The organism is Planococcus beijingensis, assembly GCF_016820615.1.
Classification (GTDB): Bacteria; Bacillota; Bacilli; order Bacillales_A; family Planococcaceae; genus Planococcus; species Planococcus notacanthi.
This window is the reverse complement of the sequence record NZ_JADHDZ010000001.1, coordinates 587052-601858: the sequence shown is the minus strand read 5'-3', so window position 1 is coordinate 601858 and position 14807 is coordinate 587052. Positions and strand designations below refer to the sequence as shown.

The 14807-nt window shown below is 45.9% G+C and carries 16 protein-coding genes; 6 read left to right on the top strand and 10 right to left on the bottom strand.

Going from position 1 to position 14807, the window contains the following annotated elements; genetic code table 11:
• Positions 1 to 47: 47 nt before the first annotated feature.
• On the top strand, positions 48 to 896 hold the full coding sequence (gene ahlS, locus IRE19_RS02765) for an AhlS family quorum-quenching N-acyl homoserine lactonase (RefSeq protein ID WP_191713803.1): 849 nt from the start codon (positions 48 to 50) through the stop codon (positions 894 to 896).
• Between the two features lie 76 nt (positions 897 to 972).
• Here the strand turns inward: ahlS and IRE19_RS02760 are convergent, their stop codons facing one another.
• From IRE19_RS02760 to IRE19_RS02730, 7 genes are all read right to left on the bottom strand, one after another.
• Complete coding sequence (locus IRE19_RS02760) at positions 973 to 1467, bottom strand: cupin domain-containing protein (protein WP_203339263.1); 495 nt, start codon at positions 1465 to 1467, stop codon at positions 973 to 975.
• A gap of 67 nt (positions 1468 to 1534) precedes the next feature.
• The gene (locus IRE19_RS02755) at positions 1535 to 2692 is read right to left on the bottom strand and encodes an aminotransferase class I/II-fold pyridoxal phosphate-dependent enzyme (protein ID WP_203339262.1); all 1158 of its coding nucleotides are present in this window, start codon (positions 2690 to 2692) and stop codon (positions 1535 to 1537) included.
• A 33-nt stretch (positions 2693 to 2725) separates the two neighbouring features.
• Positions 2726 to 4015: a TRAP transporter large permease gene (locus tag IRE19_RS02750; RefSeq protein WP_203339261.1), complete on the bottom strand. Its 1290-nt coding sequence runs from the start codon at positions 4013 to 4015 to the stop codon at positions 2726 to 2728.
• A complete protein-coding gene (locus IRE19_RS02745; protein ID WP_203339260.1) occupies positions 4012 to 4506 on the bottom strand; it encodes a TRAP transporter small permease in 495 nt (164 codons plus the stop codon). Before IRE19_RS02745 ends, IRE19_RS02750 begins: the two co-directional genes overlap by 4 nt.
• A 111-nt stretch (positions 4507 to 4617) precedes the next feature.
• Positions 4618 to 5646 (bottom strand): TRAP transporter substrate-binding protein, encoded by a 1029-nt coding sequence (locus IRE19_RS02740; protein ID WP_203339259.1) that lies wholly within the window; start codon positions 5644 to 5646, stop codon positions 4618 to 4620.
• Positions 5643 to 6308, bottom strand: a complete 666-nt coding sequence (locus IRE19_RS02735) for a GntR family transcriptional regulator (protein ID WP_203339258.1) — start codon at positions 6306 to 6308, stop codon at positions 5643 to 5645. Before IRE19_RS02735 ends, IRE19_RS02740 begins: the two co-directional genes overlap by 4 nt.
• A 172-nt stretch (positions 6309 to 6480) precedes the next feature.
• Positions 6481 to 7503: a TRAP transporter substrate-binding protein gene (locus IRE19_RS02730; protein WP_203339257.1), complete on the bottom strand. Its 1023-nt coding sequence runs from the start codon at positions 7501 to 7503 to the stop codon at positions 6481 to 6483.
• A 102-nt stretch (positions 7504 to 7605) separates the two neighbouring features.
• On the opposite strand from IRE19_RS02730, the gene IRE19_RS02725 reads away from it, so the two are divergent.
• On the top strand, positions 7606 to 8970 hold the full coding sequence (locus IRE19_RS02725) for an FAD-binding oxidoreductase (RefSeq protein WP_203339256.1): 1365 nt from the start codon (positions 7606 to 7608) through the stop codon (positions 8968 to 8970).
• Between the two features lie 104 nt (positions 8971 to 9074).
• On the opposite strand, the gene IRE19_RS02720 is transcribed toward IRE19_RS02725, so the two are convergent.
• A complete protein-coding gene (locus tag IRE19_RS02720) occupies positions 9075 to 9725 on the bottom strand; it encodes a LytR/AlgR family response regulator transcription factor (RefSeq protein WP_203339255.1) in 651 nt (216 codons plus the stop codon).
• A 166-nt stretch (positions 9726 to 9891) separates the two neighbouring features.
• Between IRE19_RS02720 and aceB the strand changes: the two genes are divergently transcribed.
• Positions 9892 to 11493 (top strand): malate synthase A, encoded by a 1602-nt coding sequence (gene aceB / locus IRE19_RS02715; protein ID WP_203339254.1) that lies wholly within the window; start codon positions 9892 to 9894, stop codon positions 11491 to 11493.
• Between the two features lie 16 nt (positions 11494 to 11509).
• The gene (locus tag IRE19_RS02710; protein ID WP_225218317.1) at positions 11510 to 11641 is read left to right on the top strand and encodes a YhfH family protein; all 132 of its coding nucleotides are present in this window, start codon (positions 11510 to 11512) and stop codon (positions 11639 to 11641) included.
• Between the two features lie 185 nt (positions 11642 to 11826).
• On the opposite strand, the gene IRE19_RS02705 is transcribed toward IRE19_RS02710, so the two are convergent.
• Entirely contained in the window at positions 11827 to 12120 is a 294-nt protein-coding gene (locus IRE19_RS02705; RefSeq protein WP_191713792.1) for a hypothetical protein, read from the bottom strand.
• Between the two features lie 153 nt (positions 12121 to 12273).
• Between IRE19_RS02705 and IRE19_RS02700 the strand changes: the two genes are divergently transcribed.
• Positions 12274 to 12933, top strand: coding sequence for an HAD family hydrolase (locus tag IRE19_RS02700; RefSeq protein ID WP_203339696.1), 660 nt, complete (start codon positions 12274 to 12276; stop codon positions 12931 to 12933).
• 260 nt (positions 12934 to 13193) lie between these two features.
• On the opposite strand, the gene pcp is transcribed toward IRE19_RS02700, so the two are convergent.
• Positions 13194 to 13802, bottom strand: a complete 609-nt coding sequence (pcp, locus tag IRE19_RS02695; protein WP_203339253.1) for a pyroglutamyl-peptidase I — start codon at positions 13800 to 13802, stop codon at positions 13194 to 13196.
• Positions 13803 to 14011: 209 nt separating this feature from the next.
• Between pcp and IRE19_RS02690 the strand changes: the two genes are divergently transcribed.
• Positions 14012 to 14788 carry an ABC transporter substrate-binding protein gene (locus IRE19_RS02690; protein WP_203339252.1) on the top strand — a complete coding sequence of 259 codons (777 nt, stop codon included), beginning with the start codon at positions 14012 to 14014 and terminating at the stop codon, positions 14786 to 14788.
• The last annotated feature ends 19 nt before the right edge of the window (positions 14789 to 14807 follow it).

Here is a 14807-nt window from a genome sequence, read left to right as displayed (position 1 = left end):
ACTGAATATTATGATATTATGTAATTATTCTGAGAGGGGGACATTAGATGACTGGTATTATCAAGGCAAACCCGAAACTGTACGTAATGGACAATGGTACATTGAGCATGGATAAGAACTACCTGATTTCCATGCATAATCCCGCAAGTGCAGAAAATCCAAATCCACCGAGTGAAATGGTGACATTTCCAGTCTACACCGTATTGATCGATCATCCTGAAGGCAAAATCCTGTTCGATACCGCCTGCAATCCGAATTCAATGGGTGCCGAAGGACGTTGGGGGAAAGTGACGCAATCACTGTTTCCGATTGATATGCCGGAAGAGTGCTACCTCCATCACCGCTTGGAGGAATTGAATGTCCGGCCTGAAGACATCAAATATGTAGTAGCTTCCCATCTGCATTTGGATCACGCCGGCTGCCTTGAGCTGTTCACCAATGCGACCATCATCGTTCATGAAGATGAACTGAATGGCGCTTTGCAGACCTATGCCCGCAACATGAAGGAAGGTGCCTATATCTGGGGCGACATCGACGCCTGGATCAAGAACAACCTGCAATGGCAGACCGTCAAACGGACAGAGGACGGGCTGCAACTGGCTGAAGGCATCAAAATCCTGAACTTCGGAAGCGGGCATGCGTGGGGCATGCTCGGCCTTCAGATACAAATGCCGGAAACAGGCGGCATCATCTTGGCCTCGGATGCCATCTATACGGCAGAGAGTTACGGTCCGCCAATCAAGCCGCCCGGCATCTTATATGATTCAGTGGGCTATACGACTGCAGTTGAAAAAATACGCAGAATCGCAAAAGAAACCAATTCCGATGTCTGGTTTGGCCATGATGCGAACCAGTTCAAAACGTTCCGTAAATCGACGGAAGGCTACTATGAGTAACAGAGTTGCACCTTAAACGCCTTTAACATGCAAAAGCCCCTTGCCTGAAAAATCCGGCAAGGGGCTTTTGTGAGTTTCATGACCAGTTTTCATTAACCGGTCCGCTGTCGCCGAAAACGGGATCCATTTTCGGCAACGGCGTGTTTTGGATATCTTCCAGCACATAAGGGCGCTCTCCGGGTTCACCGGTCTTGAGGTTATAAGAGACACCTCCCGGATAAGCTCCGACAATTTCAAAATCGCTGCTGGCATCCAATTTTTTATGGCCGGTTCCTGCTGGAAGCAAGACCACATCCCCTGCTGCAATATCCAAAATTTCACCTTGCTCACCGCCCAGCTGCAGCGTGGCAGTTCCACTGAGTACCCCCAATACTTCGTGTGTATTGCTGTGGTAATGGTGATATTCAAATACACCGCCTGTCCAGCTGTTCGTCCACTCATGGCGGTTGAACACTTCTTCGATTTCTTGCGTATTCTCCTTGAAGGCAGCCGGATACACTATCACTTCAAGCGATGGGTTGTTAGGAATAACCCCATCGTCTTCAAATCGATAAAACCTAACAGTTTCCATGCCTATCAGCTCCTTTCTTTATGGAACTTTACCCCGATAGAAGCATAGTAATCGCAGAATCCTCGAATCAGTTTAATGTATCGATGAATTTCTCCAATCGGTCCATGCCTTCTTCGAGCACTGCCATGCTATAGGCATAGGAAATCCGCACAAAACCTTCGCCATATATTGTGAAGGCCGAGCCTGGTACTGCTGCTACTCCGCCTTCTTTCAGCAATCGCGTAGCGAACTCAAAAGATGACATTCCGAATTTCTCAATCGAAGGAAAAATATAAAACGCTCCATTCGGCAGGATGACATCAATACCCATTCCAGTTAAACGGCCATAGACGAAATCTCTTCTCTGAAGATACTCCTTATTCATTTCTGCAGGTACGTGGCGTTGGTTTTTCATCGCTTCAAGCGCTGCAAATTGGCTCGGTACAGCTGCACAAATGGCATTATACTGATGAACTTTCAGTACATGCTTCATATACATTTCCGGCCCAAGCACAAAACCGATTCTCCAGCCAGTCATGGAATGTGATTTTGAAAGACCGTGCACCAAAAATGTCCGGTTTCGTAAACTTTCAAAACGGGCAAATGTAGAATGTTTTTCACCATATGAATTTTCGCTGTATATTTCGTCGGTAACGATAAAGAGCTCATATTTTTCCAGTACCGCAGCTACTTTTTCAAGCTGTTCCGACTCCATGGTGATTCCTGTCGGATTGGATGGAAAATTCATTAGCACGGCTTTGGTCCGGTCAGTAATCAAACCTTCCAGGCGCTGCGGATCGGGTTGGAAACCAGTATCTGAAGTGTCCAAATAAATCACTTTCCCGCCACATAGTTCGATGATCGGCTGGTATCCCGGATAAGCAGGTGCAGGCAAAATGACTTCATCGCCTTCTTCAAGAATCGTTCGAAAAAGGGAATCCAATCCTTCACTGGCGCCGTTGGTAACGATGACTTCTGTATTATGGTCATAGTTCAACCCGTATTTGTCCTGGAAAAAAGACGCAATTTCCGCACGCAGCTCAAGCAAGCCTGCGTTATGCGTATAACTGGTCTGATCGTTGCGGATCGCCTCGATCGCGGCCAGTTTTACAGCTTCAGGTGTCGGGAAATCGGGTTGTCCAATCGTTAAGTTAATGGCTTCCGGAAAATCGATCAGTTGATTGGAAAACTGCCGGATGCCTGAAATTTCAATCGACTTGATCCGGCTATTAATAGAAATGCTCATACGTGACAACCTTTCTCTCATTAAAAATCTTCGTTATTCATAAAGTCCTGGCAGCCACAGAGATAGAGCAGGGATGAATGTGATGATCAACAGACATACAATCATCGATAACAAGAATGGCACAACGGCCAAAGCAATGCGTTCGAAGCGAACCCCTCCGACACTTGAAGCCACAAATAAGTTGACTCCAAGCGGTGGTGTGACAAAACCGATTGCCAAGTTGGCTACAAGAATGACACCGAAATGGATCGGATCCACTCCGACAGAAACAACAATCGGCAACAGAATCGGAGTCAGGACGACCAATGCCGAAATGGTATCAATGAACATCCCAACCACCAGCAACAATAAATTGACGGCTAAAAGAATGACCAATGGATTCGTCGACAATGCTGTTAAGTAGTCAGAGATTTCTCCTGGAATTTGTTCGATGGTCATAAAGTAAGCAAACGATACCGATAAACCAATGATGATCATCGTGGTGGCATTGATGACAATGGCTTCTCTGAAGCTTTCATAAAGTCCGTGCCAGGATAATTCTTTATAAACGAATTTGCCGATAATTATAGCATATACTACAGCAACTACGGCCGCTTCAGTTGGAGAAAAGATACCGCCGTATATGCCGCCCAGGATAATGACAGGAATCAACAAAGCCCATTTGGCGTCCCAGAAGGTTTTCAGCACGTCCTTAAATTCAAAGGACGATGCTTCGCCAGGTTCCGGCTTATAGCCACGCTTCTTGGAAATAAGATATGCAGTCAACAACAGGCCAGCACCGATGATCAATCCTGGAATAATGCCTGCCAGGAACATGCTGCCGACTGAAACTCCCCCGATAACCCCATACAAGACAAATGGAATACTCGGCGGAATGATGACACCGATAGATCCTGCAGAAGCTGCAACAGCTGACGCAAAGCCCCCGTCGTATTTACGCGCAATCATTGCCGGGATCATAAAGCCCCCGATTGCGGCAACTGTTGCTGGACCTGATCCCGAAATAGCCGCAAAAAACATACAGGCCACGATGGTCACCATGCTCAATCCGCCTGTCATCCAGCCGACTAAAGCTGACGCAAACGCCAATAGCCTCTTGGAAACGCCGCCTTTTCCCATAAGAATTCCTGCCAGCATAAAGAACGGAATCGCCAGCAAAGGAAACGAGTCGAGTGAAGTGAATGCTTTTTGAGTGATGATGCTGAGCGGTAAAGTTGTGCCGAAATAAATCGCTGTCAACGCTGAAACGCCCAACGCAATCGCAATCGGTACGCCGATCAGCAAACAAATGAATAAGGTGCCGAATAACAGAGCTATTGTCATACCGGAAGGTCCCCTCCTTTATGCATCTCGTAATCGCCCTGCCAAATTTTGATCAATTGCTGGATCAATCGGATACACATTCCGATGCCGCCCAGTGGGATAGCCAAAAATGGAATCCACATCGGCAATTGCATCGCTGGCGTGACCTGTCCATTGGCGATGCTGCTCAACACAAGATCGGTTCCAAAATAAGCCAGGAATAAAGCCATCGCGAACCAAATGACCAATGAGATCGTTTCCAGAATCTTTCTTGGCAGGCCTTTAAAGCGTGTAATGAAGGCTTCCACCCGTATATGTTCACGCAATTTCACTGCATAACTCGCTCCTATCCATACTTGAAAAATATGTATATAGCGAGCCATCTCTTCTGTCCAACTAGGTGCATTGGAAAAAACGTAGCGTCCAACGACTTGCCCAAAGATTAAAGCCACCATAACGACTAATGTAAAAACCAGAAAGGCCTCTTCTGCCTTCTCAAATTTTTTAATCATTTTTACACTTCCTTTCTTAAAAACCTTCAACCGGCAGAACAGCGTCCATTAGTGCAGAAAAAATGAAAAATCAAGGAATTTCTTCCTTGATTCTTCAACTGTCCTTTTCATTTATTCTTCATTTGCTGCCAACGCTTGATCGATAACGTCTTTGCCGATTTGACCTTCGTATTTCGTGTAAACAGATTCTGCTGCTTCACGGAACTGATTGCGCTGTTCATCCGTCAAATCATTGATCTGCATACCTTCCGCTTCCAACTGAGCCAGGAATTCGCCGTCCTGCTGCTGGGCCAATTCGCGTTGCTCTGTACGGAATTCTTCAGAAGCTTCCGTGATCAGATCTTGCAGATCCGCCGGAAGGGTATTGTAGAAATCGTTGTTCACCAATAATGCTGTTGCTGCATAAACATGCCCAGTCAAAGTCAGGTAATCCTGAACTTCGTAAAATTTATTGGTGTAATAAAGGGAAATCGGGCAATCCATCGCATCATAGGTGCCTTGCTGAAGAGCTGTATACAACTCACCAAAGGCGAACGGAGAAGCGTTTGCTCCAAAAGCATTGAAGGTATCCGTATGCAGCGGGCTTTCCAATGTCCGCATTTTCAGGCCCTCCATATCTTCCGGTGATTCAATCGGTCCTTCGTTGTTGGAAACATGACGGAATCCATTCTCGCCAAAGACCAGGCCTTTCATTCCATTGTTTTCCAAATCAGCCAATAGTTCTTGGCCCAGTTCTCCATCTAATGCCCGGTATGCTGCTTCGTTGTTATTGAAAAGAAATGGCAGGTCAAACACTTGGAATTTTTCATTGAATGAAGCCATTGCAGCTACAGCCGGGATCGTCATTTCAACATTGCCGAGCTGGACCGCTTCAATCGCCTCGCGGTCTGAACCATAAAGCTGGCCATTCGGGTACAACTCAACTGTCAGGCGGCCGTCTGATTCCGCTTCCAGTTTTTCTTTGAATGCTACGGCTGCGACATGTGAAGATTGTTCTTCCGGCACTAAGTGAGCCAATCGGATTGTATACGTGTCTTCTCCGGCACCGCCGTCTTCTGTCGATGTCGTGCCACTGTCCGGTCTTCCGCAGGCTGATAAGATAAATAGTCCAATAAGAAATAGTCCAAGTAGTTTTTTCATAGTTCCTCCTGTGAAATGTATTTCAGCAGCCGGCTCTCGATATTATCCAAGTGGATGGCCAACTGCTGTTTCGCTTTGCCGATATCGCCTTCTTCAATTGCTTTAAGGATGGATAAATGTTCACCGTATGCCTTTTTGGAACTGTCGGCTGCAGTGTCTGATAGCAGCAAAAATGCCCGGCTGCCGCCACTGTTAATGCCTTTTATCATTTCCTTCAAGCGATTGTTGGCATGATTCTGATAGAGGAAGGAGTGGAACTCCTGGTCGAGATCCATAAATTCCACCACCCTTTCAGCTTGCACAGCCTGAAATTGGCGTTCCACATTTTTTCTCAGTTCATTCATGACAGGCTGTTGATCTGCCTTCGAAAGATTTTCAAGACCATAGATTTCCAATAGCCTGCGCAGCTCCATGATTTCCTGGACATCCTGGAATGTAAAGGCTGCTACTATGGCAGGCCGTGTTTTTCTTAACTCGATAAGCGCATCAACAGCCAGTCTTTTTAGAGCTTCTCTTAAAGGCGTCCGGCTGATGCCGAGTTCCAATGCCAGTTTTTCTTCCGGCAATTCCTGGCCCGGTTTCAACTTTCCAGTAATGATCATTTTCTTGATATACTCGTATGCTTGATCCGCCAATGTGGCTTGTTTCACGATTTTCTCCATAATTCCTCCCCTCTACATAAAAATTTTGTACAGTGTATACTGTATACAGAAAGTATAGAATAGACAGATTCGTTTGTATAGTAAGAATTCCAATTTTCTAATAACTTTCTCCCTTTACCGGTTTGCTTGAAATCAAAAAAACCAGGGAACGCTCCCTGGTTGCCATTCTTTTCTATTCATTCGCCGCCAATGCCCGATCAATCAGATCTTTGCCGATTTGGCTTTCGTATTTCTCATAGACAGACTGCGCCGCTTGACGAAATTCATCGCGTTGTTCAGCTGTCAAATCGTTGACTTGCATGCCTTCCGCTTTCAGTTGTTCCAGGAATTCCACATCCTGCTGCTGGGCGAGTGCACGCTGTTCATTCTTGAATTCCTCAGACGCTTCCATGACCAGTTGCTGCAGATCTTTAGGCAAGCTATTGTAGAAATCGTTGTTGGCCAGAAGAATGGCAGCTGCATAGACATGTCCCGTCAAAGTCAAATAATCCTGGACTTCATAGAATTTATTCGTGTAGTACAGGGAAATCGGGCACTCCATCGCATCATACGTTCCTTGCTGCAAGGCTGTATAAAGTTCTCCAAATGCAAATGGAGAGGCATTGGCTCCGAACGCCTTAAAAGTATCTGTATGCAATGGATTCTCCAGGGTCCGCAGTTTTAGCCCTTCCATGTCTTCAGGGGATTGGATCGGCTTGTCGTTATTGGAAACATGCCGGAAGCCATTTTCACCGAATACCAGTCCCTTTAAATCGTTTTGCTCCAGACTGTCCAGCAGTTCCTGGCCCAGCTCTCCGTCCAATGCTGTATAGGCGGCATCGTAATCATTAAAAAGAAACGGCAAATCGAAAACCAGAAACTTCTCATTGAATGAAGCTAATGGGGCTACCGCCGGAATGGTCATTTCCAGATTGCCCAGTTGTACCGCTTCAATCGCTTCACGGTCCGATCCATATAATTGGCCATTCGGATACAATTCTACAATAAGCCGCCCATCAGACTCTTCTTCCAGTTTTTCTTTGAATTTCAAAGATTGGATATGGGCAGAATGTTCTTCGGGCACCAGATAAGCTATTCGGATTGTATAGGTTTCTTGTTCTCCTTCTTGTTCTGTTGAAGTGGATTGATCAGCAGGCCGTCCGCAAGCAGCAAGCAACACCAGTAAAATCAGTGCAAATCCGATGAGTTTTTTCATAGCTCCTCCTCAGTGATTTTTAGACTCTTTACCCTGATTTGAATTTGTACTAAACCTTTGTCATTCATCAATTATTAATAAAATAAAAGGAGAGTCACCCGCATGACAAATCATTGGATCACGCAAATACAAAGCATCTTAAAAACAGATCAATATTCAAAAAGCATCAGCGAATTATACAGGCATAGCCATGATGAATCCGAGCATCCACCTGTCGAACCTGAACTTGTCTGCTTCCCGGAATCCACAGAGGATGTGATCGCCATCATGAAAATTGCCCGTGATGCTTCCATTCCTATTACTCCATTCGGCATCGGTTCAGGCTTGGAAGGACAAGCCATTCCTTTGAATGGCGGGATTTCGCTTAATTTCGAACGCATGAACCAAATCGTGAAATTTTCACCCGAAGACTTATTGGTCACCGTTCAGCCCGGCATCACGCGCCTGCAATTGAACAACATCATCAATCGGCATGGCCTGCAGTTTCCGGTGGACCCTGGTGCAGATGCATCCATCGGCGGCATGGCGGCCAACAACGCCAGCGGAACCACAGCAGTGCGCTATGGCGTCATGCGTGATCAAATTGTCGATTTGGAAGTGGTATTGGCAGACGGCACATTGCTCCATACTGGCACAAAAGCCAAAAAATCATCTTCCGGCTACCATTTGACCGGGCTGTTCACCGGTTCAGAAGGCACGCTTGGCATCATTACGGAAATCACATTAAAGCTACACGGAATTCCTGAGCACACCATTGCTGCCAGTTGTACTTTCGAAACTCCCCACCAATGTGCAGAAGCCGCGCATATGATTTTGCTGAGCGGAATTCCTGTCCAGCGCATGGAATTCGTCGACGCCTATAGCATTGGAAAAGTGAATGCTTACGGAAACTATGGACTGCCTGAAAAGCATTCCCTCTTTTTTGAGTTTGCCGGCATGAAAAATGCTGTTGAAGAAGAAGCGGCTTTGGCACAAGAACTGATGCATGACATGAACGCTGAAAATTGGCGTGTTGCGGCAGATTCAGAAGAACGGGCGATGATTTGGAAAGCCCGCCATGAAATGGCTTACGCCTTCAGGCATCAGTCCGGAATGACTGTCACGGGCGGTGATGTCTGCGTACCGATTTCCAAACTTCCGGAACTCATCGATTACGCTCTGGAACTCATTGCAGAAAGCGGATTGGAAGGCGGAGCCTTGGGACATATCGGCGACGGGAATTTCCATACGACGATTTCATACGATGCCAAAGATCCTGTCCAAAAACTGGAAGCTGAAAAAATCAACGAAAAGCTCGCCTTCCGTGCCATTGAATTGGAAGGCACGTGCACAGGTGAACATGGTGTCGGGCTTGGCAAAATGAAATATCAGGATGCCGAACACGGAGCAGCTATTGCTGTCATGAAGAATATGAAGCGCATGCTGGATCCTGATAATTTACTGAACCCTGGAAAAATATTTGCATAAAAGCCAGCTGAGGAGTAAAAACCCTCAGCTGGCTTTTCGTTTGCCCTGCCTTAAGGGGCAGTTGCCATGAAGAACCCTGCCGAGTGAAGTTTCTCTGTATTCGATTAAAACCCCAGCCGTTCCCTGACACTTGCAGTGTAATTTTGGCTTACCGGCAAAACTGAGCCGTCTCTAAGGGTCAATTGATAATTTGATGCAATATCCCGGGAGATTTCTTCTATATAATTGATATTCACAATATAAGAGCGGTGGATCGGCAAGAAGGTATCCGGCAATTGATGCTTCAAGTTTTTCAGGGTATGGATAGAACAATAGGTTTCCTGCTCCGTATAAAACCAGGTTTTCTTTTGGCTGCTTTCAATATGGGAAACTTGATCGATTGGAACCGGCTTCCACGTTTCATCGATTTTCCCAGTTAAAAATCGGATCGGCTGTTTTTTACGGACTAAGTAATCAGGCGGCAGGATGATCACCAACACACCTTCAATGTCGCCAAACTTGATTGGGTAACCGATGCCATAATAAGCTGTTCCCAAAATCGATTCCTCTACGTACATCTCGATCCGCTTCCCATCGCTTTTTGCACGTGCAGCAATACTGCCTGGCAGTACGGGCTCGCCTTCCTGGATCTTCAAGTCATGAATACCTGCTTTATAGTAGATGTAGCTATCCTCTACCGCAATCGCAATCGATGCTTCTTTCGGAATCCAGTCTCCCATAATAAACCCCATTTGTTCCAACATACTGTTTTCCATCCCCCGACTCCCCTTCCAAATGTGTTTATCCCCTTATAACTGCTTTTATCGCTGAATACTCCTTTTCGTCCTGTTTGCAAGACAGTTAGAATTTTCTGTTATATATTAATATACATCAAAACAAACTGTATTAATACAGGTGTTCGAAATTTTTTCTCAGAAAGGGATGATTTGTTTGTTGACTAAATCGACTGTGACTATAAAAGGTGAAAAAGTTCCGGGAATGGAGACAATTTTAACACCTGAAGCTTTAGAATTTATTGAAAAGCTTCATACAAATTTTGATAAACAGCGAGTTAAACTTCTCGAAAAACGACAAGTTCGCCAAAAAGAAATTGATGCCGGCAAGAAACTCGACTTTCTTCCTGAAACCAAGCATATCCGAAATAATAATTGGACCATTGCCCCACTCCCAGAAGACATGAAGGACCGCCGTGTCGAAATCACGGGTCCGACCAACCGGAAAATGCTGATCAACGCATTGAACTCCGGCGCTAAGATGTTCATGGCGGATTTGGAAGACGCTACTGCACCAAATTGGTTCAACGTCATTGATGGACAAATAAATTTACGTGATGCGGTTCGACGCCAAATTGATTTTGAAGCTCCTGAAACCGGAAAGAAGTATGCTTTGAATGAACAAACAGCAGTGTTGATGGTTCGTCCTCGCGGCTGGCATTTAATGGAGAAAAATATCCATATCAACGGACAGCCGATTTCCGGCAGCCTGGTCGATTTCGGATTATACTTTTTCCACAACGCTAAAGAATTAATTGAACGTGGAAGCGGTCCTTATTTCTATCTTCCAAAAATGGAAAGCCATTTAGAAGCCCGCCTGTGGAACGACGTTTTCGTTTTCGCACAAGATGAACTGGGGATTCCGCAAGGCACCATTCGAGCAACGGTATTGATTGAAACCATTTTGGCTGCATTTGAAATGGATGAAATCCTCTACGAATTACGCGATCACTCTGCTGGCTTAAACTGCGGGCGCTGGGATTACATCTTCAGCGTCATCAAACGGATGCGCAACCTTCCGGAATACATTTTCCCGGATCGTTCACAAGTGACGATGACCGTCCCGTTCATGCGAGCCTATACACAGCTTTGCATCAAGACTTGCCATAAACGCAATGCACCGGCACTCGGCGGGATGGCCGCTCAGATTCCTGTTAAAGGAAATGATGAAGCCAACGCAGCTGCATTCCAAAAAGTAGCAGAAGACAAACGCCGTGAAGCGGTGGATGGCCACGACGGCACATGGGTTGCCCATCCTGGGATGGTCGCAATCGCGATGGAACAATTCAACGAACACATGCCCACTCCTAACCAGATCGATAAGAAACGGGAAGATGTCCAAGTGACGGCTGCGCAACTAGTTGAAGTTCCCGAGGGCACGATTACAGAAGATGGCCTTCGCTCCAATATTTCAGTCGGTATCCAATACATCGCTTCCTGGTTGTCAGGAAACGGCGCAGCACCTATCAATAACTTGATGGAAGATGCCGCAACAGCTGAAATTTCACGCTCTCAAGTATGGCAATGGATTCGCCACCCGAAAGGGATTTTGGAAGACGGCCGTACTATCGATGTTTCGTTATTCCATGAAGTTACCGAAGAAGAAGCCGCCAAAATCAAACAAGCGGTCGGCGAAGCGAAATATTCAACTGGAAACTACGCGGAAGCCCGCGAGTTGTTCACAAGCCTCACGCTGCAAAGTGATTTTGCTGAATTCCTGACACTGCCTGGGTACGACATACTAAACTAAACCACTGGAGGAGATCATGATGAAAAACACACAGACTTATGAAACTCGCTCGAAAAAGGAATGCCGGGAATGTGGATGCGAAATCAAGGAACAACGTGAATCGATCATCTACGAATGTGAACGCTGCATCGGAAAAATAGAAGAATAGAAGAAACTTTTAAAAAAGGATGACCCATTTTTGGGTCATCCTTTTTTAAAAGTGAGGACAATCAGGAATAATCAGGCCAAGACCCCCGTGAATTCCTCTAAAATTGCTTTTTCCGCTTACGAAAGACTTCTGCCAATGAATCTGCCATAACAAAACCGCCCAACACAGAAATTGGGCGGCTGATTTTAGTTTTGATCTGACGATTCGAAACGATAACGGGTATCTTCTTCGAGTTTATTAAAGACTTCAATATAGCGGGTGCCGCCCTGTTCTGTTTCTGTGGGCGCTTCATCCCCATCCAGAATATCAGCGAGCGGCCGTGCATCGGGTTCGATGATGACAGAATCAAAATCTTCCATCAATCCTTGAAGTTCGCTATAGTTTTCGATATCTTTATCTTTTTTCACTTCTTGGAAAAGCCGGTCCGACTCTTCCTGAGTCAATTCGACGTAACCGACTGTGATGCGCTGCTTTTCCATCGTAAAACCTCCTGTGGCGTAATTATTCGTTTAACCTTCCATACCCTTAAGAAGAAAATGCATAAACCTGCAGCAGCCATCCGCTGGAAGACACTCTGTTTTTCCGCTATGATAGTAGCAATAGAAAAAATTGAGAAACCGGAGTTGATCGCTTTGCGTGTAGCCATATTTGATTTTGACGGAACTTTGTATTCGAAGGAAACTTTCCAGCTGATGATGGACCATTTGAAAAATCATCCCGAGCACAGCAAACGCTACCGCCAATTTTACCGGGCCATCATGCCTCCCTATATCGGCCATAAACTGAAAATCTATCCTGAACGGAAAATGCGCGAACGTTCTGTCCAAGCCTATCTGTCTGCGCTCGAAACTTTCACGAAAGTTGAGCTGGAACAGTATTTCGGCGAAATTGCAGACCGAATGCACGGCGATATGAATCCGAACGTCGTTGAGCGTTTGAAAAACCATGTAGCCAACAACGATTACGTTATGCTGGTGTCTGGAGCTTTTACACCACTTCTGCTCGCAGTCACAAAACAATTGCCGATCAAGACCATCATTGGAACAGAAATCCTTTATAAAGACAACGTCCTGGATCACCGTACACCCATTTCACATATCCAGGGCCCTCTAAAGACAGTCAAAATCAAAGAAGCACTCGAAGGCCAGGACATCGATTGGGCCAACAGCTATGCCTACGGCGACAGCCATTCAGACCTGTCGGTGCTTGAACTGGTCGGCCATCCGGTAGCCGTCCAACCCGAAGAAAGACTGCGGACAGTTGCTGCCAAGCGCAATTGGGAAATCATCTAATCAGAAGAAGGGGCTGTTCCATAAGTCTCTAAAATAAAACAGCCGGAGAGAAAGAAAGCCTTTTTCTCCGGCTGTTTTTTGATGGGGGAATACGTTTTCTGAGAACAGCTGGCTGATGGGAATGGAGGCGGCGACTCCAGCGGGAACAGCGCGAGCTGGAGCCACTGGACTGAGCGCAGCGAGGGAAGCGGCAGAAGCTGTGCCCGCGGAACGCGTCCGCCGTAATGGACATCTGCCGGGTCTTTCGGGACAGCGCCTTTTTATGCTTCTTCCAATGCCTCGATGCAAATCCGAACGCCTTTCACTAAATCTTCCTGGGACCAGCTTGGCAGGCGTCCATGCTGGATAGCCAATTCATGCGACGCTGGAATATGGATAAACCCTGTTTTCAATTCCGGTTTATTGGTTTTCGCATAATGCAACCCTTCATACATGACGTTATTGCATAGATATGCACCCGCCGTATTGGATATTTCTGCAGGCAACCCATTGGCAAGCAGGCTGTCGACCATTTTCCGGATAGGCAAAGCGGACAGATATGCCGGCTCCCCTTCTTCACAAATCGGTTCATCTATAGGTTTATTGCCTTCGTTATCAGCAGCCCCGTCTTTGACGTTGATCGCAATCCGTTCCGGCGTAATCTTATAGCGCCCCGCTGCAAGACCAAGGGAAATTACCGCATCCGGATTTTCCTCCGCAATGAAATCAAGCAGCATTTCTCCAGACGCACTGAAGTCCACCGGCATGATCTTCCCGATAATTTCATAGTCCCCAATTAAATCACCGTCCAGCTCTTCTACTATTTTCATCGTTGGATTGACCGTAAAATCCAGAAATGGTTCAAACCCGGTCAAAAGCAATTTTCTCATTTTATCGCCTCCTCCCTGTTATTATACGCAACCCATTTCCCTTTTCCCACGAGTGCCCACTGAGGAATTCTAGTGAGCCGGCCTTCGTCCTTTTAAATATCTGAAAAAATAAACTTTTCCCACTCTCATAAAAAAACTTCTCAAAAACAGAATGATGTGTTAAAATTCATTTTAATGAATAAACATACATCATTTAGGGGGAAACATACATGATTAAGAAAAAACCATTGATTGCTTTATTTGCAACATCCGCATTATTGCTAGGAGCATGTGGCAGCGATAGTTCGAGCGAAGGCGCATCAGAAGAAAAAAAGGTATTAGAAATGGGGACATCCGCTGAATTTGCACCTTTTGAATCGCGCAATCCTGAAGGTGAAATTGTCGGATTCGATATCGACCTGGCTAACCACATTGCTGATGAACTTGGCTATGAACTTAAAATTACGGACATGAAATTTGATGGCCTCATCGGTGCTTTGCAGAACGATCGCGTCGATATGGTGATTGCCGGCATGTCCGCAACAGAATCACGCAGAGAAAATGTTGATTTCTCTACAGAATATAATCATTCAGGCGAAATGTTCGTCACGCTCAAAGGTTCAGAATTGACCACACTTGAATCCTTGGAAGGTAAAAATGTAGGCGTCCAGCTTGGAACGATCCAAGAAGAAGGTGCGAAAAGCATCATTGCAGACGAAGACATCAACTTTGAATTGAAAGCACTTGATGATTCTGGCGCATTGATCCAAGAAATTCTATCTGGCCGAATTGACGCTGCATACATGGACAAACAAGTTGCACTCGGCTATATCGAAGCACAGGATTTAGGGGCTTTCGACGACCCGACAACAGCTTCACCGGGTATGGCTGTCGCTTTCCCGAAAGGCAGTGACCTGGTTGAAGAAGTGAATGGCGTTCTTGCCGAAATGGAAGAAAGCGGCGAATTGGATGAATTGAAGAAAGAATGGCTGACTGACGAAGAGTAAACTTTCCTTTAGAAATGAG